Here is a 20009-nt window from a genome sequence, read left to right as displayed (position 1 = left end):
GGGGTGCGGGTGTCGCGGGTACGCCGGGCGTGAGTCTTTCCCCGGGTCGGGTAGCCGCCGCCCCCCAACCGAGTTAAACTCACAGTGATTGAATAACAACTGTAAGTAAAGGGGTGGAGGGTGGGGCGGATCCATCAGGCCTACCGCTACGCCCTCGACCCCACCCCCGAGCAGGCCGCCGCGCTGGCCTCGCACTGCGGCGCGGCGCGGTTCGCGTTCAACTGGGGCCTGGCCCGGGTCAAGGCCGCCCTGTCCCAGCGGGAAGCGGAAAAGACCTACCAGGTGCCCGCCGAACTGCTGACCGAGGTGCCCTGGTCGCTGTACGGCCTGCGCCGGGCATGGAACACCGCCAAAGACACGGTCGCGCCGTGGTGGGCGGACAACTCCAAGGAGGCCTACAACACGGGCCTGGACGGCCTGGCGCGGGCGTTGACGAACTGGTCGGCCTCCCGCACGGGCACCCGGGCCGGTAGGCCGGTCGGCTTTCCCCGGTTCAGGGCCAAGCACCGCACCATGCTGTCGTGCCGGTTCACCACCGGTGTCATCCGCCTGGAGGTCGACCGGCGTCACGTCACGCTGCCCCGGCTGGGCACGATCCGCACCGCCGAGTCCACCCGCAAGCTGGCCCGTCACCTGGAGCGCGGCACCGGCCGGATCCTGTCGGCCACCATCCGGTTTGCGGGCGGGCGCTGGTTGGTGTCGTTCACCTGCGAGGTTGACCGTCCCGACCGCGCCCCGGCCCGCCCGGACGCGGTGGTGGGGGTGGATCTCGGGGTGAGGGCGCTGGCGGTGCTGTCCACCGGCGAGACGGTCGACAACCCCAAACACCACCGCGCGGCGCTGCGCACACTCCGCCGGTTGAACAAGCGGCTCGCCCGCCGCGCCGGGCCGCGCACCCCGGACGGGAGCAGACGCCAGGCCTCCAAGCGCTGGCACAAAACCAAGATTCACCTGGCCCGGGTTCACGCCCGGGTGGCCGCCCAGCGGCGCGACGGGCTGCACCAGCTCACCACCCGGCTGGCGGCGACCTATGGCACGATCGTGGTCGAAGACCTCCACGTGGCCGGGATGCTCGCCAACCGGAAGCTCGCCCGCGCGATCGCCGATGTCGGCATGGCCGAGACCCGCAGGCAGCTCACCTACAAGACCGCCTGGCGCGGCGGCAGGCTTGTTGTGGCCGACCGCTGGTACCCCTCCTCCAAGACGTGTTCCGGCTGTGGCGCGGTGAAAGCCAAGCTCGCCCTGTCGGAGCGCACCTACTCCTGTGCGGCCTGCGGCCTGGCCCTGGACCGGGATGCCAACGCCGCACGTAACCTGGCCGCGCTGGCGGCCCGGTATGAGCACGACGTCGCCCAGAGTTGCGGGGAGACGGTAAACGCCCGTGGAGGAGCGGTAGGCCCCGGTATCCGTGCCGGGCACGCACCGGCGAAACGGGAACCCCTCATCAGGGGAACGCTGCCCCGGCAACGCGGCGGCTCACCGAGCCTCACAGACAAACACTGAGAATTGGTGAACGGTGAACCCTTCTCGCATAGCCTCGAACCCAGGCCGGTGAGGGCGAAGCGCCCTGTCCGGGGTGGAGAGGGGCGACCATGACCACGGAGCGGCGCGTCACGCTCGCGGGGGCGTTGGCCGTGCTGGTGGCGGCCAACGTGCTCAACAACCGGATCGCGCCGCGCATGGCCCCGATGACCTCGGCCGCCGCCACCGGTGCGCTCCTCGCCCTGGCCCGGCGCTCCGGGCTTTCCTGGGCCGAGCTGGGCTTCCACCAACGTTCGCGCGGTCTGCGGATCGGCGGGGTCCTCGCCTCGGCCGTCGCCGGGGTCTACGGCGCGGGGATCGCCGTCCCGGCCACTCGCCGCTTCTTCCGGGACGAGCGGGCGCTGTCGCTCTCGCGCGCCCGGGTGTTTGAGGAGGCTCTGCTCCAGGTGCCGGTCGGCACGGTCCTGCTGGAGGAGGTCGGCTTCCGAGGGGTGCTTCACGGTCTTCTCGCCCGCTCCCACGGGAGCGCCGCGGCCACCGCCGTCTCCTCGATCCTGTTCGGCCTGTGGCACGTGCTTCCCTCCATCGACATGATGGCCGCCAACCCCGCGCTGAGCCGCCTGGCGGCGGCACCCGCCGACGACCTGGAAGCCGGGCCGGACCTGCCGGGAAGACCGTCCGGACGGGACGGCTGGGAGGTGTCACGGGTGGTGACCGGGTCGGTGGTCGCGACAGGGTGCGCCGGGATGTTCTTCTGCGAGCTGCGCCGCAGGGGAGGCCTGGCCGCGCCGGCACTGCTGCACGTCGCGACCAACTCGCTGGGCTACATGTTCGCCCGTCTCGCCCCCGAAGAACCTGAGAGGTCCGGCCGCGCGGGCTGACCCGTCGCCGCTCTCCGGAGGTCAGGCGGCCGGGAGCGTCCGGCGGGAACATCGCCGTCGGCGGCACCGGCCACCACACCCAACCGGGGGAGGGCCTGAGGGCTCTTCCCGGCTGGGTGGAAAGCCGTCTCCTGCGGGGCTCCGGCGGGGCTCAGGCGAGGTTCAGGCGGTGGGAACCCGCTGGAACGCCTCGGCGTAGCGCCCCTCGCCGAAGCCCGCGTCGACGGCCAGCTGGGAGAACCGTCCCCGGAGGAAGTCATCGAAACCCTCCATGTGGCTGGTCTGGCTCACATGGGCGTGCAGCGCGGCGATCTTGCGCTCGAAGGTGTCGGTGACGTCGACGTGGTGATTGGGGGTCATTCCGCCGGCGAGCCAGACCTCCCGGACCGTCCATGCCTCAAGGCCCTCCTGCTGCAGGAGTTCGGGGAAGGCGTAGGGGTTGCGCGCGTCGGGGTAGACGGCGTCGAGCGTGGAGCCGCCGACCGCGCGGTGGTCGGGGTGGCTGGGGGCGACGAACCTGTAGTTCCGCTCCGGCGTGTGGGTGATTACAAGGTCGGGCCGTACCTGGCGGATGACCCGGGCGATGTCGCGCCGCAGGTCCAGGCTCTCCACCACGGTCCCGTCGTGGTAGCCGAGGAAGCGCAGATCGGTCACCCCGACGGCCTTGGCGGCGTTGGTCTGCTCGGTACGGCGCAGCTCCGCCATGCCCCCGTTGTCCAGCTCGCGATCGAAACCGCCCGCGTCGCCGTCGGTGACGACGCAGTAGACCACCTCGACGCCCCGGTCGACGAACCGCGCGATCGATCCCGCCGCGGCGAAGTCGACGTCATCCGGGTGCGCGGTCACCGTGAGTACCCGATTGATCTCGTTCTCAGACAACATGCAAAGTCCTTCTGATTTCATTCATCTTTTGTCATTGATGAACTTTCACAACCGACGGCATGTCCGTCGGCATTCCTCTCCGCGGTTGGACCCGGTTGTCGGTGGGGCGCCATAACCTAGGGAGGTGCCGACTCCATCCGCTTCCCTGACCCACCCGTTGCTCGACGGGCTCAACCCCCAGCAGCGTGAGGCCGTCGTCCACCAGGGCAGCCCGTTGCTCATCGTCGCGGGTGCCGGTTCGGGCAAGACACGGGTGCTGACCCACCGCATCGCCTACCTGCTGGGCGAGCGGGGCGTGCAGCCGCAGGAGATCCTGGCGATCACCTTCACGAACAAGGCCGCGCGCGAGATGAAGGAGCGGGTCGACAAGCTCATCGGCCCGCGCTCGGCCGCGATGTGGGTGATGACCTTCCACAGCGCGTGCGTGCGGATCCTGCGCCGCGAGGCCAAGCGCCTGGGCTTTCCCACGAGCTTCTCCATCTATGACCAGGCCGACTCCCAGCGGCTGATGGCGATGGTCTGCCGGGAGATGGACCTCGACCCCAAGCGCTACCCGCCGCGCTCCTTCTCCGCCCAGGTCAGCAACTTCAAGAACGAGCTGATCGACTACGAGACGGCGGCGGAGAAGGCCTCCAGCCACCTGGAGCGCACGCTCGCCCAGGCCTACCGGAGCTACCAGCAGAAGCTGACCGAGGCCGGCGCGATGGACTTCGACGACCTCATCATGCTGACGGTCACGCTGTTCCAGATCTTCCCCGACGTGGCCGAGCACTACCGGCGCCGCTGGCGGCACGTCATGGTGGACGAATACCAGGACACCAACCACGCCCAATACACCTTGATCCGTGAGATCGTCGGCCGTCCCGAGCTGCGCACCGCCGAGGGCGACCTGGTCAGGGAGGGCGAGGTCGCCCCGGCCGAGCTCTGCGTGGTGGGCGACGCCGACCAGTCGATCTATGCCTTCCGTGGCGCGACGATCCGCAACATTCTGGAGTTCGAGCGCGACTACCCGGACGCCAAGACGATCCTGCTGGAGCAGAACTATCGCTCCACCCAGACGATCCTGAGCGCCGCCAACGCGGTGATCTCGCGTAACGAGAGCCGCAAGCCCAAGAACCTCTGGTCCGACCAGGGCGCCGGGCCGAAGATCATTGGATATGTCGCCGACAACGAGCACGACGAGGCCATGTTCGTCGCGCAGGAGGTCGACAAGCTCGCCGACGACGAGAAGATCGTGCCGGGTCAGGTGGCCGTGTTCTACCGGACCAACGCGGCCTCCCGTGTGTTCGAGGAGATCTTCATCCGGACCGGCCTGCCCTACAAGGTGGTCGGCGGGGTGCGCTTCTACGAGCGCAAGGAGGTCCGCGACCTGCTGGCTTACCTGCGGGTGCTGTCCAACCCGGGCGACGTGGTGTCGCTGCGCCGCATCCTCAACGTGCCCAAGCGCGGCATCGGTGACCGGGCGGAGGCGATGGTGGAGGCGTTCGCGTCCCGCGAGCGGATCCCGTTCTGGGAGGCGCTCCGCCGGGCGGACGAGGCGCCGGGCATGGCGACCCGGTCACTCAACGCGATCAAGGAGTTCGTCGCCCTGCTGGACGATCTGATCGTCAAGGCCGAGACCATGCCGCCGTCGGAGCTGGCTCAGGAGGTGCTGGTCAGCACCGGTTACCGGGCGGAGCTGTCGGCCTCCGGAGACCCACAGGACGAAAGCCGCCTGGAGAACCTGGACGAGATGATCTCGGTGGCCTCGGAGTTCGAGGAGGCCAACCCCGAGGGCACGCTCGTGGAGTTCCTGGAGCAGATCTCGCTGGTGGCCGATGCCGACCAGATACCGGCGGACGACGGCGGCCAGGGCGTGGTCACCCTGATGACCCTGCACACGGCCAAGGGCCTGGAGTTCCCGGTGGTGTTCCTCACGGGCATGGAAGACGGTGTCTTCCCGCACATGCGCTCGTTGGGCGAGCCCAAGGAGCTGGAGGAGGAGCGCCGCCTGGCCTACGTCGGCATCACCCGGGCCGAGCAGCGTCTCTATGTCTCCAGAGCGGCCGTCCGCAGCTCCTGGGGGGCGCCCGCGTTCAACCCGGCCTCTCGCTTCGTCTCCGAGATCCCGACCGACCTGGTCGACTGGCGCAGCGACCCGGGGAAGAACGCCTGGAGCGCCGCCGGTTCCCGCCGCGAGTCCCGCCCGGCCCCCGCGAAGAAGGCCGGCGGACGGCAGATCCCCAACCTGACCCCCGGCGACCGGGTCACCCACGACCAGTTCGGCCTGGGTACGGTCCTGTCGGTGGACGGCGTGGCCGAGAAGACCAGGGCAAAGGTCGACTTCGGCAGCGAAGGGGAGAAGACCCTGCTGCTGGCCTACGCGAGGCTGGAGAAGCTCTGACGGCGCTGGGGAGCCTGGCCGGAAGCTCTGGCAGGTCGGAGCTCTGACGGAGAAGGCCCGGCGAGCCTTGGCTCGCCGGGCCTTCTCACGGGCCGTCTCCGGAGCGGAAGCGCTTCGGAAGGACCTGTCACTTCTTCAGGTCAGCCCTTGAGGACCCGATGTCCTTGAGGACCGTCAGTCCTTGAAGACCCGGATGTAGGGGTCCTCGGTCTGCTCCTGGTCGAGGTCCAGGTCCTTGATGTCGGCGACCTGGCTGGCGGGCGGGGCCTTGATGGCGGACTTCACACCCCAGCTGGTGTAGCGGCTGTCGTTGAGGTAGGTGATGTCCACGCTGACGAGGCCGCGCAGGGACTGGGTGTAGGAGGAGACGGCCCGCCGTACGAGCTGGTCGGAGCCGATGTAGAACTGCCAGTTCACCGGGAGCGGGGCGGACTTGGCCGAGGGCTTCGCGCCGAGGGCCGCGCGGACCGTGGGGGAGACCTTGTACAGCTCGCCCAGGGTGATCGTGCCCGAGTGGACGACGGTCTTGACGCCATCCCACGTTCCGCCGGGGCGCTTGGCCGTGGTGTGGGCCAGGACCGCCTTCAGCGTGCCGGGTTCGAGCGGGTTGACCATCTGCTGCCCGGGGTTGCCCGCGGTGGTCAGGTCGCTCGGGGTGCGCACCCACTTCCTGCCTTCGGGAAGGGCGTCGCCGTAGAACCCGCCCGAGGTGTAGGAGGTGTCCTTCACCGTGATCGTGCGGGAGGGGGCGAACAGGTCCTTCAGCTCCTTTTCGGCCCCGGGCAGGCTGAACGTGCTGGTCAGGTCGGACGCGACCACACCCGGCTTACCGAACTCCAGCACGCCGTTGCGCCGGGAGAAGATGGCGCGCTGATTCTTGCCGTCGCCGATGAGCTTGGAGCTCTCGGCGAGCTTCACGCCGTGGTGGGCCTTGAGCTGGCCCTTCAGCGCGGACACCGGGTCGGCCGGGGCGCTCTGGGCGCTCGCCGGGGCGGCGGTCACGAGCGCGGGAACGATCAGCGCCGCCGCGGCCGCGCCGGTCAGGGTGGCGATCATTCGCCTCATGTAGGGGGTCCTCCTGTACGGGCCCTCGCGTCGTCGCGAAGGGATCACGGAGATTCTTGCTCAATTCACAACATGTCGGGCAAAAATTGATCAAACGACCACGCCCGGCAGGCGATGCCTGCCGGGCGTGGGTTGGGGACGACCCCGATCATGATCGTCTCGCCGTGATCGGCCGGGCGGAGCCGGCACCGGTCGATCGGAGTCAGTGCCGTTGAGCAAAGTCAGCCCCGGCCGGGCGGAGCCGGTCCCGGTTGAGCGGAGCCGGCGCCGGTCGGCCGGCGAAGGACGGTTACTTGCCGAGCGGGATCGGCACCTCGTCCTTCGCGCCCTTGTCCAGCTCGTCGAACGTGGCGATCTCTTCGGGCGCGGGCGCCTTGATCGTCGTCACCTTGGAGCCCCAGCCGCTGTAGCGGGTGTCGACGATGGTCGCCGTCTTGTCCCGCTCGCTGGAAGCCTCGACCTCGCTGGTCACCAGCCGCTCGGGGAGCTGGCCGGCGTTGAGGTAGAGCTTCCAGGTGATCGTGCCCTTGTCTTCTCCGCTGGATTCCCCCAGGAGAGACGTGGAGGCACGGAACCACGGTGAGATCTTGCGCAGCTCGCCGTAGGTGATCTTTCCGGCGTAGAACCCCGGACGCTTGGTGGTGGCGTGCGCCAGCAGCGCCCCGAGCGTCGCGGGCTCGGCGACGTTGACCTTCTGGCTGAGTGCACCGACCAGACCGAGAGAGTCTCCGGGCGACTTGACCCAGGTCTTGTCCGCCGGGATGTATTCGCCCAAGAAGCCGCCGGAGATGAAAGCACCCTGCTTGACGCGAATGACTCGCTCGGGCTTGCCCAGCCCGGCCCAGCCCTTGGATTCCTCGTCTTCCTCATCGGAATCGGAGGGGAACATGCCCTTCGGGAGCCGGAGCTTTCCTGTCTGGTCCGACGCCGCGATCCCGGAGGCGCCGAAATGGAGAGTGCCCTTGCGATCCGCGACAATGGCACTTTCGCCCTTGCTCTGGATCTTCGTCTTGTCGACGAAAGTCACACCGCGGCCGTTGCCGAACTGGCTCTTCAGCACGGTGACCGGATCGGCGGTCTGGGCGTGTGCGGTCGAGGCGAGCGCGGGGGCGCTCAGCACGGCTGCCGCGGCGCATGCCAGGCCGGCGACGTATCGTTTCAACGGAAATTCCTCCTGATGGTCCCTCCACCCCGTGTGGGAGGGACCAAGGCATTCTCGTGGAGGAAGATCACGATGAAATCTCATAACCGGGATGTGCTTTGAATTAATCGTGCACATTTCGTGCAGAGATCTCTTCGCGACCTCGGAGATCCGTTGTCCGGCTTAATCGAAGGTCGGTTATCGCTTTCATTCCATTACCGGCTGTCATGTTCGCCTCGATCCGCCTTCCCGAAGGCGGGCCGTTCAGCCGATCGGCAGAGCGGTGGGCCTGGGGAAGTCGGCGCCGACGCGGCCGGCGTCGGCGGTGTCCTCCGGGGGCGGCGGGGTGAGGGTGACGGGCGAGCCCCAGCCGGTGTAGCGGGTGTGCACGACCGTGGTCGTGTAGCGTCTCGGCGTGCCGGGCAGGGGCTGCTTCCAGGTGGTGCTCAGGCGGCGGGCCAGGTTCGAGCGGTCCAGCCAGAGCCGGAAGCCCACCGGGATCCTGCCGCTCCTGCCCTTGGGCGGCCCGGCGAGCCGGTCACGGAGCGAGGGCGAGACCCGGTAGAGGGTGCGCAGCGTGACGGCACCCTGCAGGTACGTTCCGTACGAGCCCCTCTTCCTGACCACGGCGTGCGACAGCAGGGTGCCCAGAGTGGCGGGCTCGAAGATGTTCACGATCTGCGGCAACGCCGCCGTCTGCTTGATGTTCGCCGGGCCGATCAGGCCGAGCCAGGTCTTGCCCTCCGGCAGCCACGTCTCGTAGCCCGGTCCGGATAGATATGCCTCGTTCGGGAAGCAGATCACCCGGGTCGAGCCGAGCCGCTGCCCGAGCTGGTTCTCCAGCTCTTTCACGGCTCCTCTCCCCAGCTCCGTCCGCCCCACGGTGTCCGTGGCGTACACCCCGGCCGCGCCGAACTCCACCTTCCCCCTGCGCCAGATGGTGACGACCGGCTTGCCGTCCTTGTAGACCCGCCCGAGGTCGGAGATCCGCAGCCCCACGTGCTCGCCGAACTGCTGCCTCAGCTTCGTCACGGGAGACGGCGGCGCCGCCTGCGCCACTCCCACCGGTAATACCGAGGCGACCAGCGCCGCCGCGACCACAGTGGCCCACCGTCTCATCGGCTTCCCCTCCCCAGGAGTCAAGATCCGCCAAGCTAGCCAACCGCCGAGGTCGTGGCTATGGCGTGGGCCAACAACTCGCGTCCCCGGATTGCGCGTGCGTGAGCCGTACGGCAGGCCGTACCGGATGGGGCGGGAGGAAAGGGAGATCGCCGAGCCGGTGAAACCGAGGGCTGTCCTTTGGATGAGAAGGGAGTGAAGAAAGGACGTCCTTTCAGGTAATGATCACCGTTGTAATGTGGTTTGCGATGGCCCGTGAGATTCGACGGACCAGGGCCGGTTACGCTGCGGACAGCTCCTACGTTGTGAATGGGGCGCAGACAAGGAGGTCTGGATGGATGCCGTGTCGAGGATCCGCGTCGTCATCGCCAAGCCCGGGCTGGACGGTCACGACCGGGGTGTGAAAATCGTGGCGCGGGCGCTGCGGGATGCCGGGATGGAGGTCGTCTACACCGGCCTGCACCAGACGCCCGAGCAGATCGTGCGCACCGCCATCCAGGAGGACGCCGCGGCGGTCGGCCTGTCCATCCTGTCCGGCGCGCACATGACGCTCTTCGCCAAGGTGCTGGAGCTGCTGAAGGAGAACGACGCGAGCGACATCGTGGTGTTCGGCGGCGGAATCATCCCGGAGGACGACATGCCGGCACTCCAGGAAATGGGCGTCGCCCGTGTTTTCACCCCCGGCGCGACCACCCAGGAGATCGTCGAATGGGTGCGAAGCGCGATTCCCGCCCGCGTCTGAGGGGCCAGTTAAGGACCCAGTTACCTGGTCATGCCCCTTGGGGGGCTAGGCTTCATTGGCGCAAAACCGCCGGGCCCCCCTCAGATCGTGGAGCCGGCCCGCCGACATCTGTACACAAGCCGGACAAGCAAGGACGGACCCTCGTGGACCTGTTCGAACATCAGGCGAAGGAGCTCTTCGCGGAGTACGGCATCCCGGTGCCGCGCGGTATCGTCGCGCACACCGTGGAGGAGGCACGCGCGGCAGCCGAGCAGCTGACCGGCCGTGTCGTCGTCAAGGCCCAGGTGAAGACCGGTGGTCGTGGCAAGGCCGGTGGCGTGAAGGTCGCCGACGACGCCGCCGACGCCGAGCAGAAGGCCACCCAGATCCTCGGCATGGACATCAAGGGCCACACGGTCCACAAGGTCCTGATCGAAGAAGCCAGCGCGATCGCGGAGGAGTACTACTTCTCCTTCCTGCTCGACCGCGCGAACCGCACCTTCCTCGCCATCTGCTCCGCCGCGGGCGGCATGGACATCGAAGAGGTCGCTCACAGCACCCCGGAGAAGGTCGCCAAGGTCCCGGTCTCGCCGCTGGACGGCGTCGACCGCGCCAAGGCGCGGGAGATCGCGGTCGCCGGTGGCCTGCCCGAGGTCGCCCTCGACGGCGCCGCCGAGCTCATCGAGAAGCTCTGGGCGGCCTTCGTCGACGAGGACGCCTCCCTGGTCGAGGTCAACCCGATGATCCTGTCCGCCGACGGCCAGGTGAAGGCCCTCGACGGCAAGGTCACCCTCGACGACAACGCCTCCTTCCGCCAGCCCGAGCACGAGGCCTACGCGGACAAGGCCGCCGAGGACCCGCTTGAGGCGGCGGCCAAGGCCAAGGACCTCAACTACGTCAAGCTCGACGGCAACGTCGGCATCATCGGCAACGGCGCGGGCCTGGTCATGTCGACCCTCGACGTCGTCGCCTACGCGGGCGAGGCCTTCCCCGGCCAGCCCAAGCCGGCCAACTTCCTCGACATCGGCGGTGGCGCCTCGGCCGAGGTCATGGCCGCCGGCCTGGAGATCATCATCTCCGACCCGTCCGTGAGGTCGATCTTCGTCAACGTCTTCGGCGGCATCACCGCCTGTGACGCGGTGGCCAACGGCATCGTCTCCGCCTTCCAGCTGCTGGAGAGCCGCGGCGAGGCCGTGAGCCGTCCGCTGGTCGTCCGGCTGGACGGCAACAACGCCGAACTCGGACGGCAGATTCTCTCCGACGCCAAGCTTCCCGGCGTCGAGCTGGTGGACACGATGGACGACGCGGCCAAGCGTGCCGCCGAACTCGCCGCGGTAGGTGCGTAATGGCTATCTGGCTGACCGAGAACAGCAAGATCATCGTTCAGGGTATGACCGGCGGTGAGGGCACCAAGCACACCCGCCGCATGCTCGCCTCCGGCGCCCGCGTCGTCGGCGGCGTCAACGCCCGCAAGGCCGGCACCGTTCACGAGGGCCTGCCGGTCTTCGGCACCGTCGTGGAGGCCATCCGGGAGACGGGCGCCGACGTGTCGGTCGTCTTCGTGCCCCCGGCGTTCACCAAGGACGCCGTCAAGGAGGCCATCGACGCGGAGATCCCGCTGTGCGTGGTGATCACCGAGGGTGTCCCGGTCCACGACACCACCGAGTTCTGGGCCTACGCGGTCGCCAAGGGTAACAAGACCCGCATCATCGGGCCGAACTGCCCCGGCATCGCCTCGCCCGGCGCCTCCAACGCCGGCATCATCCCGGCCGACATCACCACCGCCGGCCGCATCGGCCTGGTGTCGAAGTCCGGAACGCTCACCTACCAGCTCATGTACGAGCTGCGTGACTTCGGCTTCTCCACCGCCGTCGGTATCGGTGGCGACCCGGTCATCGGCACCACGCACATCGACGCGCTCCAGGCCTTCCAGGACGACCCGGCCACCGACGCGATCGTGATGATCGGTGAGATCGGCGGCGACGCCGAGGAGCGCGCCGCGGCCTACATCGAGCAGCACGTGACCAAGCCGGTCGTCGCCTACGTCGCGGGCTTCACCGCCCCCGAGGGCAAGACCATGGGCCACGCGGGCGCGATCGTGTCCGGCTCGGCCGGCACCGCCCAGGCGAAGAAGGAGGCTCTGGAGAAGGTCGGCGTCCGCGTCGGCAAGACCCCGAGCGAGACCGCCCGCCTGATGCGCGAGATCATGCAGGCCCGCTAGCCTGCGGAAAGGGTCACACGACCCGCCGGCTTCGCAGAGAAGGCGCCCGATGTGTCCTACCGGGCGCCTTTCTCATTGCCCGGGGCCTTCTCGTGCGGCATGCCCGGGGCCTTCTCGTACGGCATGCCCGGAGTCTTCTCGTACGGCATGCGACACGCGGGCCGAAGGAGTCTCATCCACGCCGAAGATCCTGAGACCATCGACTATTGTGACGGCCCTTCTCGATCAGCTCCGGACGGCTCCCCGTAACGTCCTCAGCCGTATCCCCCTGCCCGGCGTCACGGGTGACGACGACGATGTCCGTCGGCCGCTTCCCGTCTCCGGGATGCTCGCTGCCGCCTGGACCCTCGGTGTGGGCCTGGCGGTGCTCACCACCCTCACCCTGGTCGGCTGGATCGCCTCCCCCCAGGGAGCGTTCGGCACGGGCCTGCCGGGGGTGTTCCGCATCGCGGCGCAGCTCTGGCTGGCGGCCCACCACGCGGGGTTCGCGATTCCCGGCGGGTCGATCGGGTTGCTTCCGCTCGGGCTGACGCTGCTTCCGGCCTTCCTGCTGTACCGGGCCGGGATCTGGATGGCCCGGGACGCGGACCTGCGGTTGCGGCTGCCCGCCCGGCTGCCCAAGAACAGCCCCAAGGAGCAGGCCAACGCCCGCCGCCGGGCCCAGCTGGTGCTGGTCGCCCAGGCGGGCATCTCGCTGGCCGCGCCGTACGCGCTGCTGGCGGGCCTGATCGCGCTGGTCACACGGAACGAGATCACCCAGCCGTTCCTCGGCGACGCGCTGGTCAGCCACCTGGTGCTGGCCTTCCTCGCGGGTTCGCTGGCCACCGCCAGGACGATCGGGCCGTGGCGGTCGATGCTGCGCCTGCTGCCCGAGCGGGTGCGCTCGGTCGTGGTGAGTTCGGCCGCGGCACTGGCGATCATGCTCGTGGCGGGTGCCGTCCTGGTGCTCGGCGCCATCGTGGTGAACTTCGGGCAGATCCAGGAACTGTCCGGCGTCCTGTCACCCGGGTTCGTCGGTGGCCTGCTGCTTCTGCTGGTTCAGGGGCTCTATCTGCTCAACGCGGCCATCTGGGGGATGGCCTACATCGCCGGCCCAGGCTTCGCCGTCGGCACCGGCACGCTGGTGGCGCCGACGGGGGTCCAGCTCGGCACCGTGCCGAGCCTGCCGATCCTGGGAGCCCTGCCGGAGTCGGGCCCCACCCCGGCGTGGGTGATCGCGGTGATCGCGCTGCCGTTCGCGGCCGGAGCGGTGGCCGGTGTCCTGGGAGTCCGGGTCGCGCCGTCGCCGTCGTACGAGGGCGCGCCGCTGTGGGGGCTTGTCTGCGGGCTGACGACAGGCGCGGTGGCCGGGTTGCTGGCGGCGCTGTCCGGCGGTTCGCTCGGCGGGGCGAGACTCTCCTCGGTGGGACCCGCGGCCTGGGAGGTCATGCTCTCGGTGGCGTTGGAAGTCGGCGTCGCCGCGGGCATCTCGGCGGGACTGGCCAACTGGTGGCTGATCTTCCGGGGACAGAACACGGCGGTGACCAAGGCCGCGGCCAAGGTCGGCACGGCCACCGCGCCGGTTCGCAAGGCGGGCGCCAAGTTCGCCAAGGCGGCGGGGTCGGTGGCGAGCAAGGTCGGCTTCGCCGAGCCGGAGGAGTCCCGCGCGCTTCCCGGTCACTGGCTGGACGCCACCGAGTGCGACACCCAGCCGATCCCGGTCATCAGGGACGACTGGGAGGACGAACACGCCTCGGCGGCGGCGGAGACCTCCCCGAAGGCCGAACGCCGCGAGCCGCCGCGCCCGCCCCGTCGTGACATCGTCGACGAGTCCGATGACAAGGGCGGCCACGTGATCTATCTGGACCCCTACGCATGGGACCGCGACTAGGGTCTGTACGGATTTCGGATCTTCAGGCGGGTTGAAGGCTTCGGATCCACAAGACGGCTCCGCGTAGACACAGGCGGGCGAGGTGGCGGTCGGGGGTCTTGTCGAAGCGGAAGGCCAGGCCACGCCACTGGTTGATCCGGTTGATGCAGCGTTCCACGGTGTTGCGCTGCTTGTAGTGATCGGGGCCATGGCCGACCGGGCGGCCGCCGCTGAGCCGGGGCTCGCGCCACCGGGACGACGAGAGCCTGCGGGGCGTTGACTTTGTCGCAAGGTATGACGCACCATGTTGCTACAAAGCTTGCGACAAAGGAGGCGCTATGACCCGTGAACCGTTACCGGACGCCGGGCCGCCGGCGCGTGCGGCCGATCTGCGGCTGGCGGGCGAGTGGCTGGCCCAGCACGACCTGGCCGGCGCTCGCCCGACCCCGCTGCTGGCCAGTCGGCTGGCGGTCCGCAGACGCGCCCGCCTCGCCGCTCAGATCATCCTGGCCGTGCTGATCCTCGCGAGCGCGCTCGCCGCGGCCCTCGGAGGCTTCCCGCCGCATCGCCCGCTGCCGCTGCTGGCCCTGACCGTGCTGGTGGCCGGGCTGCTGCTGGCACAGTCGCTGCTCGACTGGTGGGTGCGACGCGTCGACCAGCGGGCGGGCGCGACGCTGTCCCGCAGGGCCGCCCATCTGATTCAGCCCGGCTGGCGGGCCGTGCTCGGCCAGCCGTACGCCGTCTTCGCGGTCGCCACGTTCGCCGGTGGGGTGGTGCTGGCCGGGAGCGCCCTGGCCGTTCCCGACCCCACCGTGCGGCAGCTGGCAGTCATCCTGCTGATCGGCCTGCTCGGCGTGACAGCCATCATCGTCATGCAACTGCGCCACCTGCTCAGGCACCCGGTGGTGGCGGAGGACGAGAAGTCGCTGACCGCTGACGTCATCATGCGCGTTGAGGACGCCCGCGATCTCACCACGCCCAACGTGCAGTGGTCGCTGCCCATGGTGCTGCTGTTCGGCACCGCGCCCGGCTGGTGGAGCGCCGCTGCGGTCGCCTACCTGATCCTGGGCTTGGTCGCGTGCGTCGCGCTCCATGCCAGGACGCCATCGAGCGCGACGGTGGCCCGGCGGGCCATGAGCGTCCGATGATCGTCATCGACGCGGCCTCGCCGGTGCCGCCGTTCGAGCAGCTGCGGGCCCAGCTCGCCCGGCAGATCCAGGACCGCACGCTGGCCGTGGGCGCCCGGCTGCCGACCATCCGCCACCTCGCGGCCGACCTCGGCCTGGCCGTCAACACGGTCGGCCGGGCCTACCGGGAGCTGGAGGAGGCGGGGCTGATCGAGACGCGCGGGCGGGCGGGCTCGTTCGTGTCGGCCGCCGGCGAGGAGGGCCGGGAGCGGGCCCGCCGGGCCGCCGCCGACTACGCGGCCGTGATCGCCAGCGTCGGCATCGACGCGGGCGAGGCAATCCGCATCGTGCAGGCGGCTCTGACGTCCGGCGCGGCAGCACCGGCCTCGTCATGACCGCGACCCGGCCGCGGGGTCGCGTCGCCGGGCACACGACGCCGGCATTGTCTCCTCATGCACCGTCGAGCGAGCCGAGAGCGCGGTGCCCAACCGGGCGCTTAGATCGAGGCGTCGCTCGGCGGCGGCTTGGCCGGATCGCTCTCCTTCGGTGACGCCGACCCGAATGGGGAGCCGACCAGCTACACCTGGCCACAGCTCGACATGTTCACGAAGTCCCGAACGCGAAGATCAGGGATAGGCCTTCGAGGCCGGCTTCCAGTCCTGGACGAGGAGCCCGAGCAGCACCTCGTCCAAGAACTCGCCCATCACCCAGGCCGAGGAGCGCAGCACGCCCTCGTGGACGAAACCGTTACGCTCGGCCGAGCGCAGCATTGCGGCGTTGTCCGACAGCGTCTCGATCTGCAGCCGCTGCAGGCCGCGCACGACGAAACCGTAGTGGCACAGCACCGCGACCACGTCGGTGCCGTAGCCCTTACCGCGGGAAGACGGCAGCAGCCCCAACCCGATGTGCGCGGACCGGTTGTGGTTGTCGATGCCCCACAGCGTCGCGGTGCCGACCAGCGTGCCGCCCTCCAGCTCCACGACCGAGAACGGGACGTGCCCTTGCTCCGTGTCGTCCACCACGAGCCGCCGATCCTTCGAGCCTGGCGTGATCGGCCGCCACGGACCGCTTTCGGCCCGCGAGGAGTTGACCACGTCGTCGTAGAGCTCGGCCCGCAGGATCGGAATGTCGTCCTCGTGCCGGGCCCTGAGCCCGACCTTGTTACCTCTCAGCATGCAGGCTTCCTATCGGAGCGGGCGGTCCGGCGGCAAACCAAGACCATCCTGACTGGTGCTCTCTGCCGAGTTCGCAGACAGACACGCCGTGCCTCATTCGCCGCAATCCGCTATGCGGTGATGCATCACCTGAGCCGTTGGACGCGGCCCGCACCCTACGAAGAGATCGATCAGGGGTTGCCGTATGGGTCTTCGAAGCCGTTTTCGCTCAGGATCTTGTTGATGCGGGTGCGATGCGCCCTCTCCCACGCGTCGAGGGACTCGCCGGACTCCTTGGCCAGCTTCGTCCAGGCGTCGAGAAACACCTGCTCCTGGCGGGCACGGGGAGTGACCACGATGCCCTCTTCGTCGGCCACCACGATATCGCCGGCACTCACGTTCACTCCGCCGCACCGCACCTGGCCATTGAGCGGCCCAACGGCCGCCTTGGTCCCCGGAATGGGGATGACTCCCCTGGCGAAGACGGGAAAGCCCATCTCGCGCACCTCGGCGAGGTCACGGATCACCCCGTCGACCACGAACGCCGCGATCCCTCGACGTTGAGCGACGGCACAAACGTTTCCCCCGGCGACCGCGTAGTCCACGTCACCCGCCTCGACGACGATGATCGAGCCGGGCTCCGCGCGATAGATGGCCGCGTGGAGCATGAGGTTGTCACCCGGAGGACACCGTACGGTGAACGCCGGACCGGCGACTCGCCGGATCGAGGGCCACAGCGGGCGAATGCCGATGTCCATGACCTGTTCGCGCCCCAGAAGGTCGGCGAGGGTGGTCGGGGAAAGGTTCTCGAATCCGGTGACGTCGTTCATGTTCCTCCTTCGTTCGGGCGCCCCTTGTGCGAAGAACGGGGCCTGTCACGGTCGCTTCGATGTTCCGGGAATCCGGCTCGCCGCCCGGTGCCAGGATGATCTTCCGCTCTCCTGGTCCGAGAGGTGGGCCTCCCGACGTCTCGGGCTCTATCTGCGGACGATCGGATCCTTTCCCGAGCCGTGGACATCGTGATCCCAGGTGGTTCCGGCGTCGCCGTCGGCAACACGATCCTCTCGTCGCCCACGATCCGCGAGTGATCGGGGCGAGGGGTGGCCGGTCCCCTTCGGCCGGGGTGGGGAAGAGACGGTCTCCTTGGGCCGGGGTGGGGAGGAAGCGGTTTCCTCGGGCCGGGGCGGCGAAAGCATCCGGAGCCGCCGCGAACAGGCACTCCATTGCACGACCGAAAGCCCCGCGACCACCGCTCCCAGCGCAATCCACCCCGCCGGCCCGGCGGCCATCACCACGCCGGTCAGCAGCGGCGGCCCGGCGAACTTCTGGACGGACGAAGACATCCCGGCCACTCCCAGATACGAAGCACGGGCATCCTGGGGCGCGAGCAAGACCGCCAGCTCCCACGAACTCACCGAACGCATCAGCTCCGCCAGGGTGACCAGCAACGCCGCGGCGAGCAGAACAACCGTGGCCGCCCAGGTCCCGCCTCGGGTGGCGGCTGCCACGACCGTGCAGCACACGAACATCAGAATTCCGTACAGCAGCACCGCCCGTGCGGCCAGGCGCGGCCCCTCTGTCCTCGCCGACACGCTCATCTGCAGCACGACGACCATCACGGTATTGATGACCAGGAAGGCCGGGACGAGGGCGTGCGGCGCCGAGGTGTGATTCACCAGCCACAGCGGCAGGCCGACATTGAGGATCGAGTCGTCGATGTTCATCAGGATGTCCAGCAGCACGAACCGGAGATAGCCGCGGTCCCGCCAGGGGTTCGCCTGACGGGCGGCCGGCTGATTCCCGGCCGTGGCCCCGGCCGCCGTATCGTCGGGCCGCGCCACCTCGACGACGCTGTTGTCCCGCGGTTCCCGGGTGCGCCACACCAGCGCCGCCGCGACGACGAACGACAGCGCGTCGCCCAGGATCAGGGCCGTGTAGGCGCCGTGGGTTCCCACGGCCAAACCGATGGCCGCGATCCCCGCGCCGAGACCGTAGCCCGCGTTGGAAGCGCTGCGCGACAGAGCCTGATAGGCCGCGCGCCGCTCACCCGCCGTCCGGGTGGCGAACAGCATCTCCAGCGTTTTCGCCGCCCGGTCGCCCAGGTAGGTGACGGCGACGATGGGGAGCAGGGCGTCGAAACCGGTACACACCAGTAGCAGGCTGAGAGCCACCAGGCGGAGCAGGTGGCAGCCGATCAGCAGCGAGCGCACCGGGAAGCGGCCGGCCAGATGTCCGGCCAGCGGCGAACCGATGATGCCCGCCACCCCGGCCACACCCAGGAGCACACCGACCTGCTGGACGCTCAGGTGCGTCACGAAGGTGAAATACAGGACCGAGGACGAGGCCCACAACCCTGAGCCGGTCCGGTCCAGGGCCAGCGCGAGCAGCATGATCCGTGCATTGCGGCCGCCCGGCGGATTGCGCAGCTGCGCTATCAGGCCCTGTCCGCCCCTCGGGACCTCCCCGCCCTCCGCGCCACGCCGCATCGCCCGCCCCCGGATATATCTCGACATCAAGAGATCGGAGGGTAGCCTGCCCGGATATATTCTCGATGTCAAGATACTTGATATCGATAGACTGCCCTGCCGGGATCAAAGACGAGGTCAGCGGCCCTCGACTTTCACGCCCAAGGTCCTCCCGATTCGGCGCGCTTCGCGCGTCCCTTGCGAGGGCAGCGTTTCCCAGGGGGCTGTCGCCCCCTTCGACCCCCCGAAACGAGGGGCTGCGCCCCTCGCGCTCCCCGCTGCGCCCACCGCAGGCCGGGTTCTGGTTTGCGGCTTGTGTGGTTCCTCCACTTCGACAGGTACGGCTACCGCGCCTGCCCGCTCAGTAGCCGCTGCCACCACATCTCGCCTTCACGGCGCAGCCACGGCCCGGCGTAGTCCGTCGTGCCCAGATGCCGGATCATGCGGCGCACGATCACTCGTCCGCCGAGACCGCACAGCTCGTAGACCGTGGATCGGCACGCGCAGGTGTAGGCCAGCACCTTGCGGACGTCGCCTGGCGCATAGCGTTGCCATGACAACGAGACCACGCCTGCGGTGAACGGGAGTGGGTGAGGTGACAGGTCCGGGCACGGCCATGAGATTGGGGCGACTTTTCTGCTCCGGATCGTCACGACACGTTCCGGTAAGGGTGACGCGGGTCCAGTACGGGAACTACGGTGCGGCAGCGGGTGCCTGGGAAGTGGGGCTGCCGCCGCGCCTGCTCAAGGGAGACCAGGACGCTCACCCCGGTGGCGAATGCCTGGTGGGGGACGGCCCAGGTCATGGCCGCTTCATGCATCAGGGCTTCGAGGCCTTCGGAGGTGGCCGCCTGGACGATCACCGGCTCGGGTGCCGGCCAGGCCGCGATGGCATAGAAGAGACGCGAATGCGCGCCGTACAGGACGGTCCAATCCGGCCATACCTGGTCCAGCCGTTCGGCTTCGGTGCGAGCCGGGCCGTCCCACAGACGACGGTGGACAGCGGTACGAGGCAGGCCGGTGCGGTGCCGTCCAGGAGCGCGGGAAGGACGCAGCCGGATCATGAGACCACCGCCTGGGTGGCTTTTTCCTGCTCGGCAACTTTGATCTGAAGGTCGGTGAAGGTATCGGCATCCACCGTGCGGAAGGGAGGGGTGTTCAGCCCCGAACCCTGCACCGAGCTGTCGAAGGGCTTCACGCGGCTGGCCCAGAACCGCCCGCCGTCACTGAGGATCACCCGCCATCCCGGGATGGCCGGTTCGGACGTAGCAGCCCTACCATCTTTCATGGGTCAGGACCTCGATTCCTGATCAAGGGACCCGTACGGCGTGACAGCGCCTGCGGGTCCCGTCTTGGTGCAACTCCTCTTATCCAAACTCTGCGTAACCTGCTCGGCACAGGTGCAGACAGGGGACACTGGGGGATAGGCGGATATCCCCCATCTCTCGGAGGTGCGCCCATGGCCGCTGACGACCTGCCTGGATGGGCTTTGCGGTTACGCACCGAACGGCATGATCGGC

Annotated in this window: 19 protein-coding genes; 9 read left to right on the top strand and 10 right to left on the bottom strand. The window is 69.0% G+C overall.

Translation table 11 applies throughout. The features are described 5' to 3' along the window. The first annotated feature begins 120 nt into the window (after nt 1-120). Nucleotides 121-1503 carry an IS607 family element RNA-guided endonuclease TnpB gene (gene tnpB / locus ACFY2X_RS32855; RefSeq protein ID WP_389946147.1) on the top strand — a complete coding sequence of 461 codons (1383 nt, stop codon included), beginning with the start codon at nt 121-123 and terminating at the stop codon, nt 1501-1503. A gap of 89 nt (nt 1504-1592) precedes the next feature. After that, nucleotides 1593-2363 (top strand): CPBP family intramembrane glutamic endopeptidase, encoded by a 771-nt coding sequence (locus tag ACFY2X_RS32850; RefSeq protein ID WP_389946144.1) that lies wholly within the window; start codon nt 1593-1595, stop codon nt 2361-2363. Between the two features lie 162 nt (nt 2364-2525). Here the strand turns inward: ACFY2X_RS32850 and ACFY2X_RS32845 are convergent, their stop codons facing one another. After that, complete coding sequence (locus ACFY2X_RS32845; RefSeq protein ID WP_389946141.1) at nt 2526-3245, bottom strand: PIG-L deacetylase family protein; 720 nt, start codon at nt 3243-3245, stop codon at nt 2526-2528. A gap of 157 nt (nt 3246-3402) precedes the next feature. Here ACFY2X_RS32845 and pcrA point away from each other — a divergent pair, with 157 nt between their 5' ends. Further along, nucleotides 3403-5628 (top strand): DNA helicase PcrA, encoded by a 2226-nt coding sequence (gene pcrA / locus ACFY2X_RS32840; RefSeq protein WP_389946315.1) that lies wholly within the window; start codon nt 3403-3405, stop codon nt 5626-5628. Nucleotides 5629-5802: 174 nt separating this feature from the next. Here pcrA and ACFY2X_RS32835 read toward each other — a convergent pair whose 3' ends face one another. From ACFY2X_RS32835 to ACFY2X_RS32825, 3 genes are all read right to left on the bottom strand, one after another. Next, a complete protein-coding gene (locus ACFY2X_RS32835; protein ID WP_389946138.1) occupies nt 5803-6693 on the bottom strand; it encodes a hypothetical protein in 891 nt (296 codons plus the stop codon). Nucleotides 6694-6982: 289 nt separating this feature from the next. Continuing rightward, nucleotides 6983-7855, bottom strand: a complete 873-nt coding sequence (locus ACFY2X_RS32830) for a hypothetical protein (RefSeq protein ID WP_389946135.1) — start codon at nt 7853-7855, stop codon at nt 6983-6985. 243 nt (nt 7856-8098) lie between these two features. Next, nucleotides 8099-8953 (bottom strand): hypothetical protein, encoded by an 855-nt coding sequence (locus ACFY2X_RS32825; protein ID WP_389946132.1) that lies wholly within the window; start codon nt 8951-8953, stop codon nt 8099-8101. A gap of 334 nt (nt 8954-9287) precedes the next feature. Between ACFY2X_RS32825 and ACFY2X_RS32820 the strand changes: the two genes are divergently transcribed. The 6 genes from ACFY2X_RS32820 to ACFY2X_RS32795 all read left to right on the top strand — a co-directional run bounded on the left by ACFY2X_RS32820 (nt 9288) and on the right by ACFY2X_RS32795 (nt 15266). Then, on the top strand, nt 9288-9695 hold the full coding sequence (locus tag ACFY2X_RS32820; RefSeq protein ID WP_389946129.1) for a cobalamin B12-binding domain-containing protein: 408 nt from the start codon (nt 9288-9290) through the stop codon (nt 9693-9695). Between the two features lie 143 nt (nt 9696-9838). Further along, the gene (gene sucC / locus ACFY2X_RS32815; protein ID WP_389946126.1) at nt 9839-11020 is read left to right on the top strand and encodes an ADP-forming succinate--CoA ligase subunit beta; all 1182 of its coding nucleotides are present in this window, start codon (nt 9839-9841) and stop codon (nt 11018-11020) included. Further along, the gene (gene sucD, locus ACFY2X_RS32810; RefSeq protein ID WP_389946123.1) at nt 11020-11895 is read left to right on the top strand and encodes a succinate--CoA ligase subunit alpha; all 876 of its coding nucleotides are present in this window, start codon (nt 11020-11022) and stop codon (nt 11893-11895) included. Before sucC ends, sucD begins: the two co-directional genes overlap by 1 nt. Nucleotides 11896-12103: 208 nt before the next feature. Then, nucleotides 12104-13765, top strand: a complete 1662-nt coding sequence (locus ACFY2X_RS32805) for a DUF6350 family protein (RefSeq protein WP_389946120.1) — start codon at nt 12104-12106, stop codon at nt 13763-13765. Between the two features lie 317 nt (nt 13766-14082). After that, the gene (locus tag ACFY2X_RS32800; protein ID WP_389946117.1) at nt 14083-14892 is read left to right on the top strand and encodes a hypothetical protein; all 810 of its coding nucleotides are present in this window, start codon (nt 14083-14085) and stop codon (nt 14890-14892) included. Then, nucleotides 14889-15266 carry a GntR family transcriptional regulator gene (locus ACFY2X_RS32795; protein ID WP_326822967.1) on the top strand — a complete coding sequence of 126 codons (378 nt, stop codon included), beginning with the start codon at nt 14889-14891 and terminating at the stop codon, nt 15264-15266. Before ACFY2X_RS32800 ends, ACFY2X_RS32795 begins: the two co-directional genes overlap by 4 nt. A 231-nt stretch (nt 15267-15497) precedes the next feature. On the opposite strand, the gene ACFY2X_RS32790 is transcribed toward ACFY2X_RS32795, so the two are convergent. From ACFY2X_RS32790 to ACFY2X_RS32765, 6 genes are all read right to left on the bottom strand, one after another. After that, on the bottom strand, nt 15498-16046 hold the full coding sequence (locus ACFY2X_RS32790; RefSeq protein WP_389946113.1) for a GNAT family N-acetyltransferase: 549 nt from the start codon (nt 16044-16046) through the stop codon (nt 15498-15500). Between the two features lie 170 nt (nt 16047-16216). Next, nucleotides 16217-16855, bottom strand: coding sequence for an RraA family protein (locus tag ACFY2X_RS32785; RefSeq protein ID WP_389946110.1), 639 nt, complete (start codon nt 16853-16855; stop codon nt 16217-16219). A 147-nt stretch (nt 16856-17002) separates the two neighbouring features. Then, entirely contained in the window at nt 17003-18538 is a 1536-nt protein-coding gene (locus tag ACFY2X_RS32780) for an MFS transporter (protein WP_389946107.1), read from the bottom strand. 296 nt (nt 18539-18834) lie between these two features. Beyond that, a complete protein-coding gene (locus ACFY2X_RS32775; protein WP_389946104.1) occupies nt 18835-19059 on the bottom strand; it encodes a hypothetical protein in 225 nt (74 codons plus the stop codon). A gap of 80 nt (nt 19060-19139) precedes the next feature. Then, entirely contained in the window at nt 19140-19553 is a 414-nt protein-coding gene (locus ACFY2X_RS32770) for a hypothetical protein (RefSeq protein WP_389946102.1), read from the bottom strand. After that, complete coding sequence (locus ACFY2X_RS32765; RefSeq protein WP_389946099.1) at nt 19550-19726, bottom strand: hypothetical protein; 177 nt, start codon at nt 19724-19726, stop codon at nt 19550-19552. The genes ACFY2X_RS32770 and ACFY2X_RS32765 overlap by 4 nt, the downstream gene beginning before the upstream one ends. Between the last annotated feature and the right edge of the window lie 283 nt (nt 19727-20009).

The sequence above is a fragment of the Streptosporangium sp. NPDC000396 genome (assembly GCF_042898655.1).
Classification (GTDB): Bacteria; Actinomycetota; Actinomycetes; order Streptosporangiales; family Streptosporangiaceae; genus Streptosporangium.
This window is presented reverse-complemented; position numbering and strand designations above follow the sequence as displayed.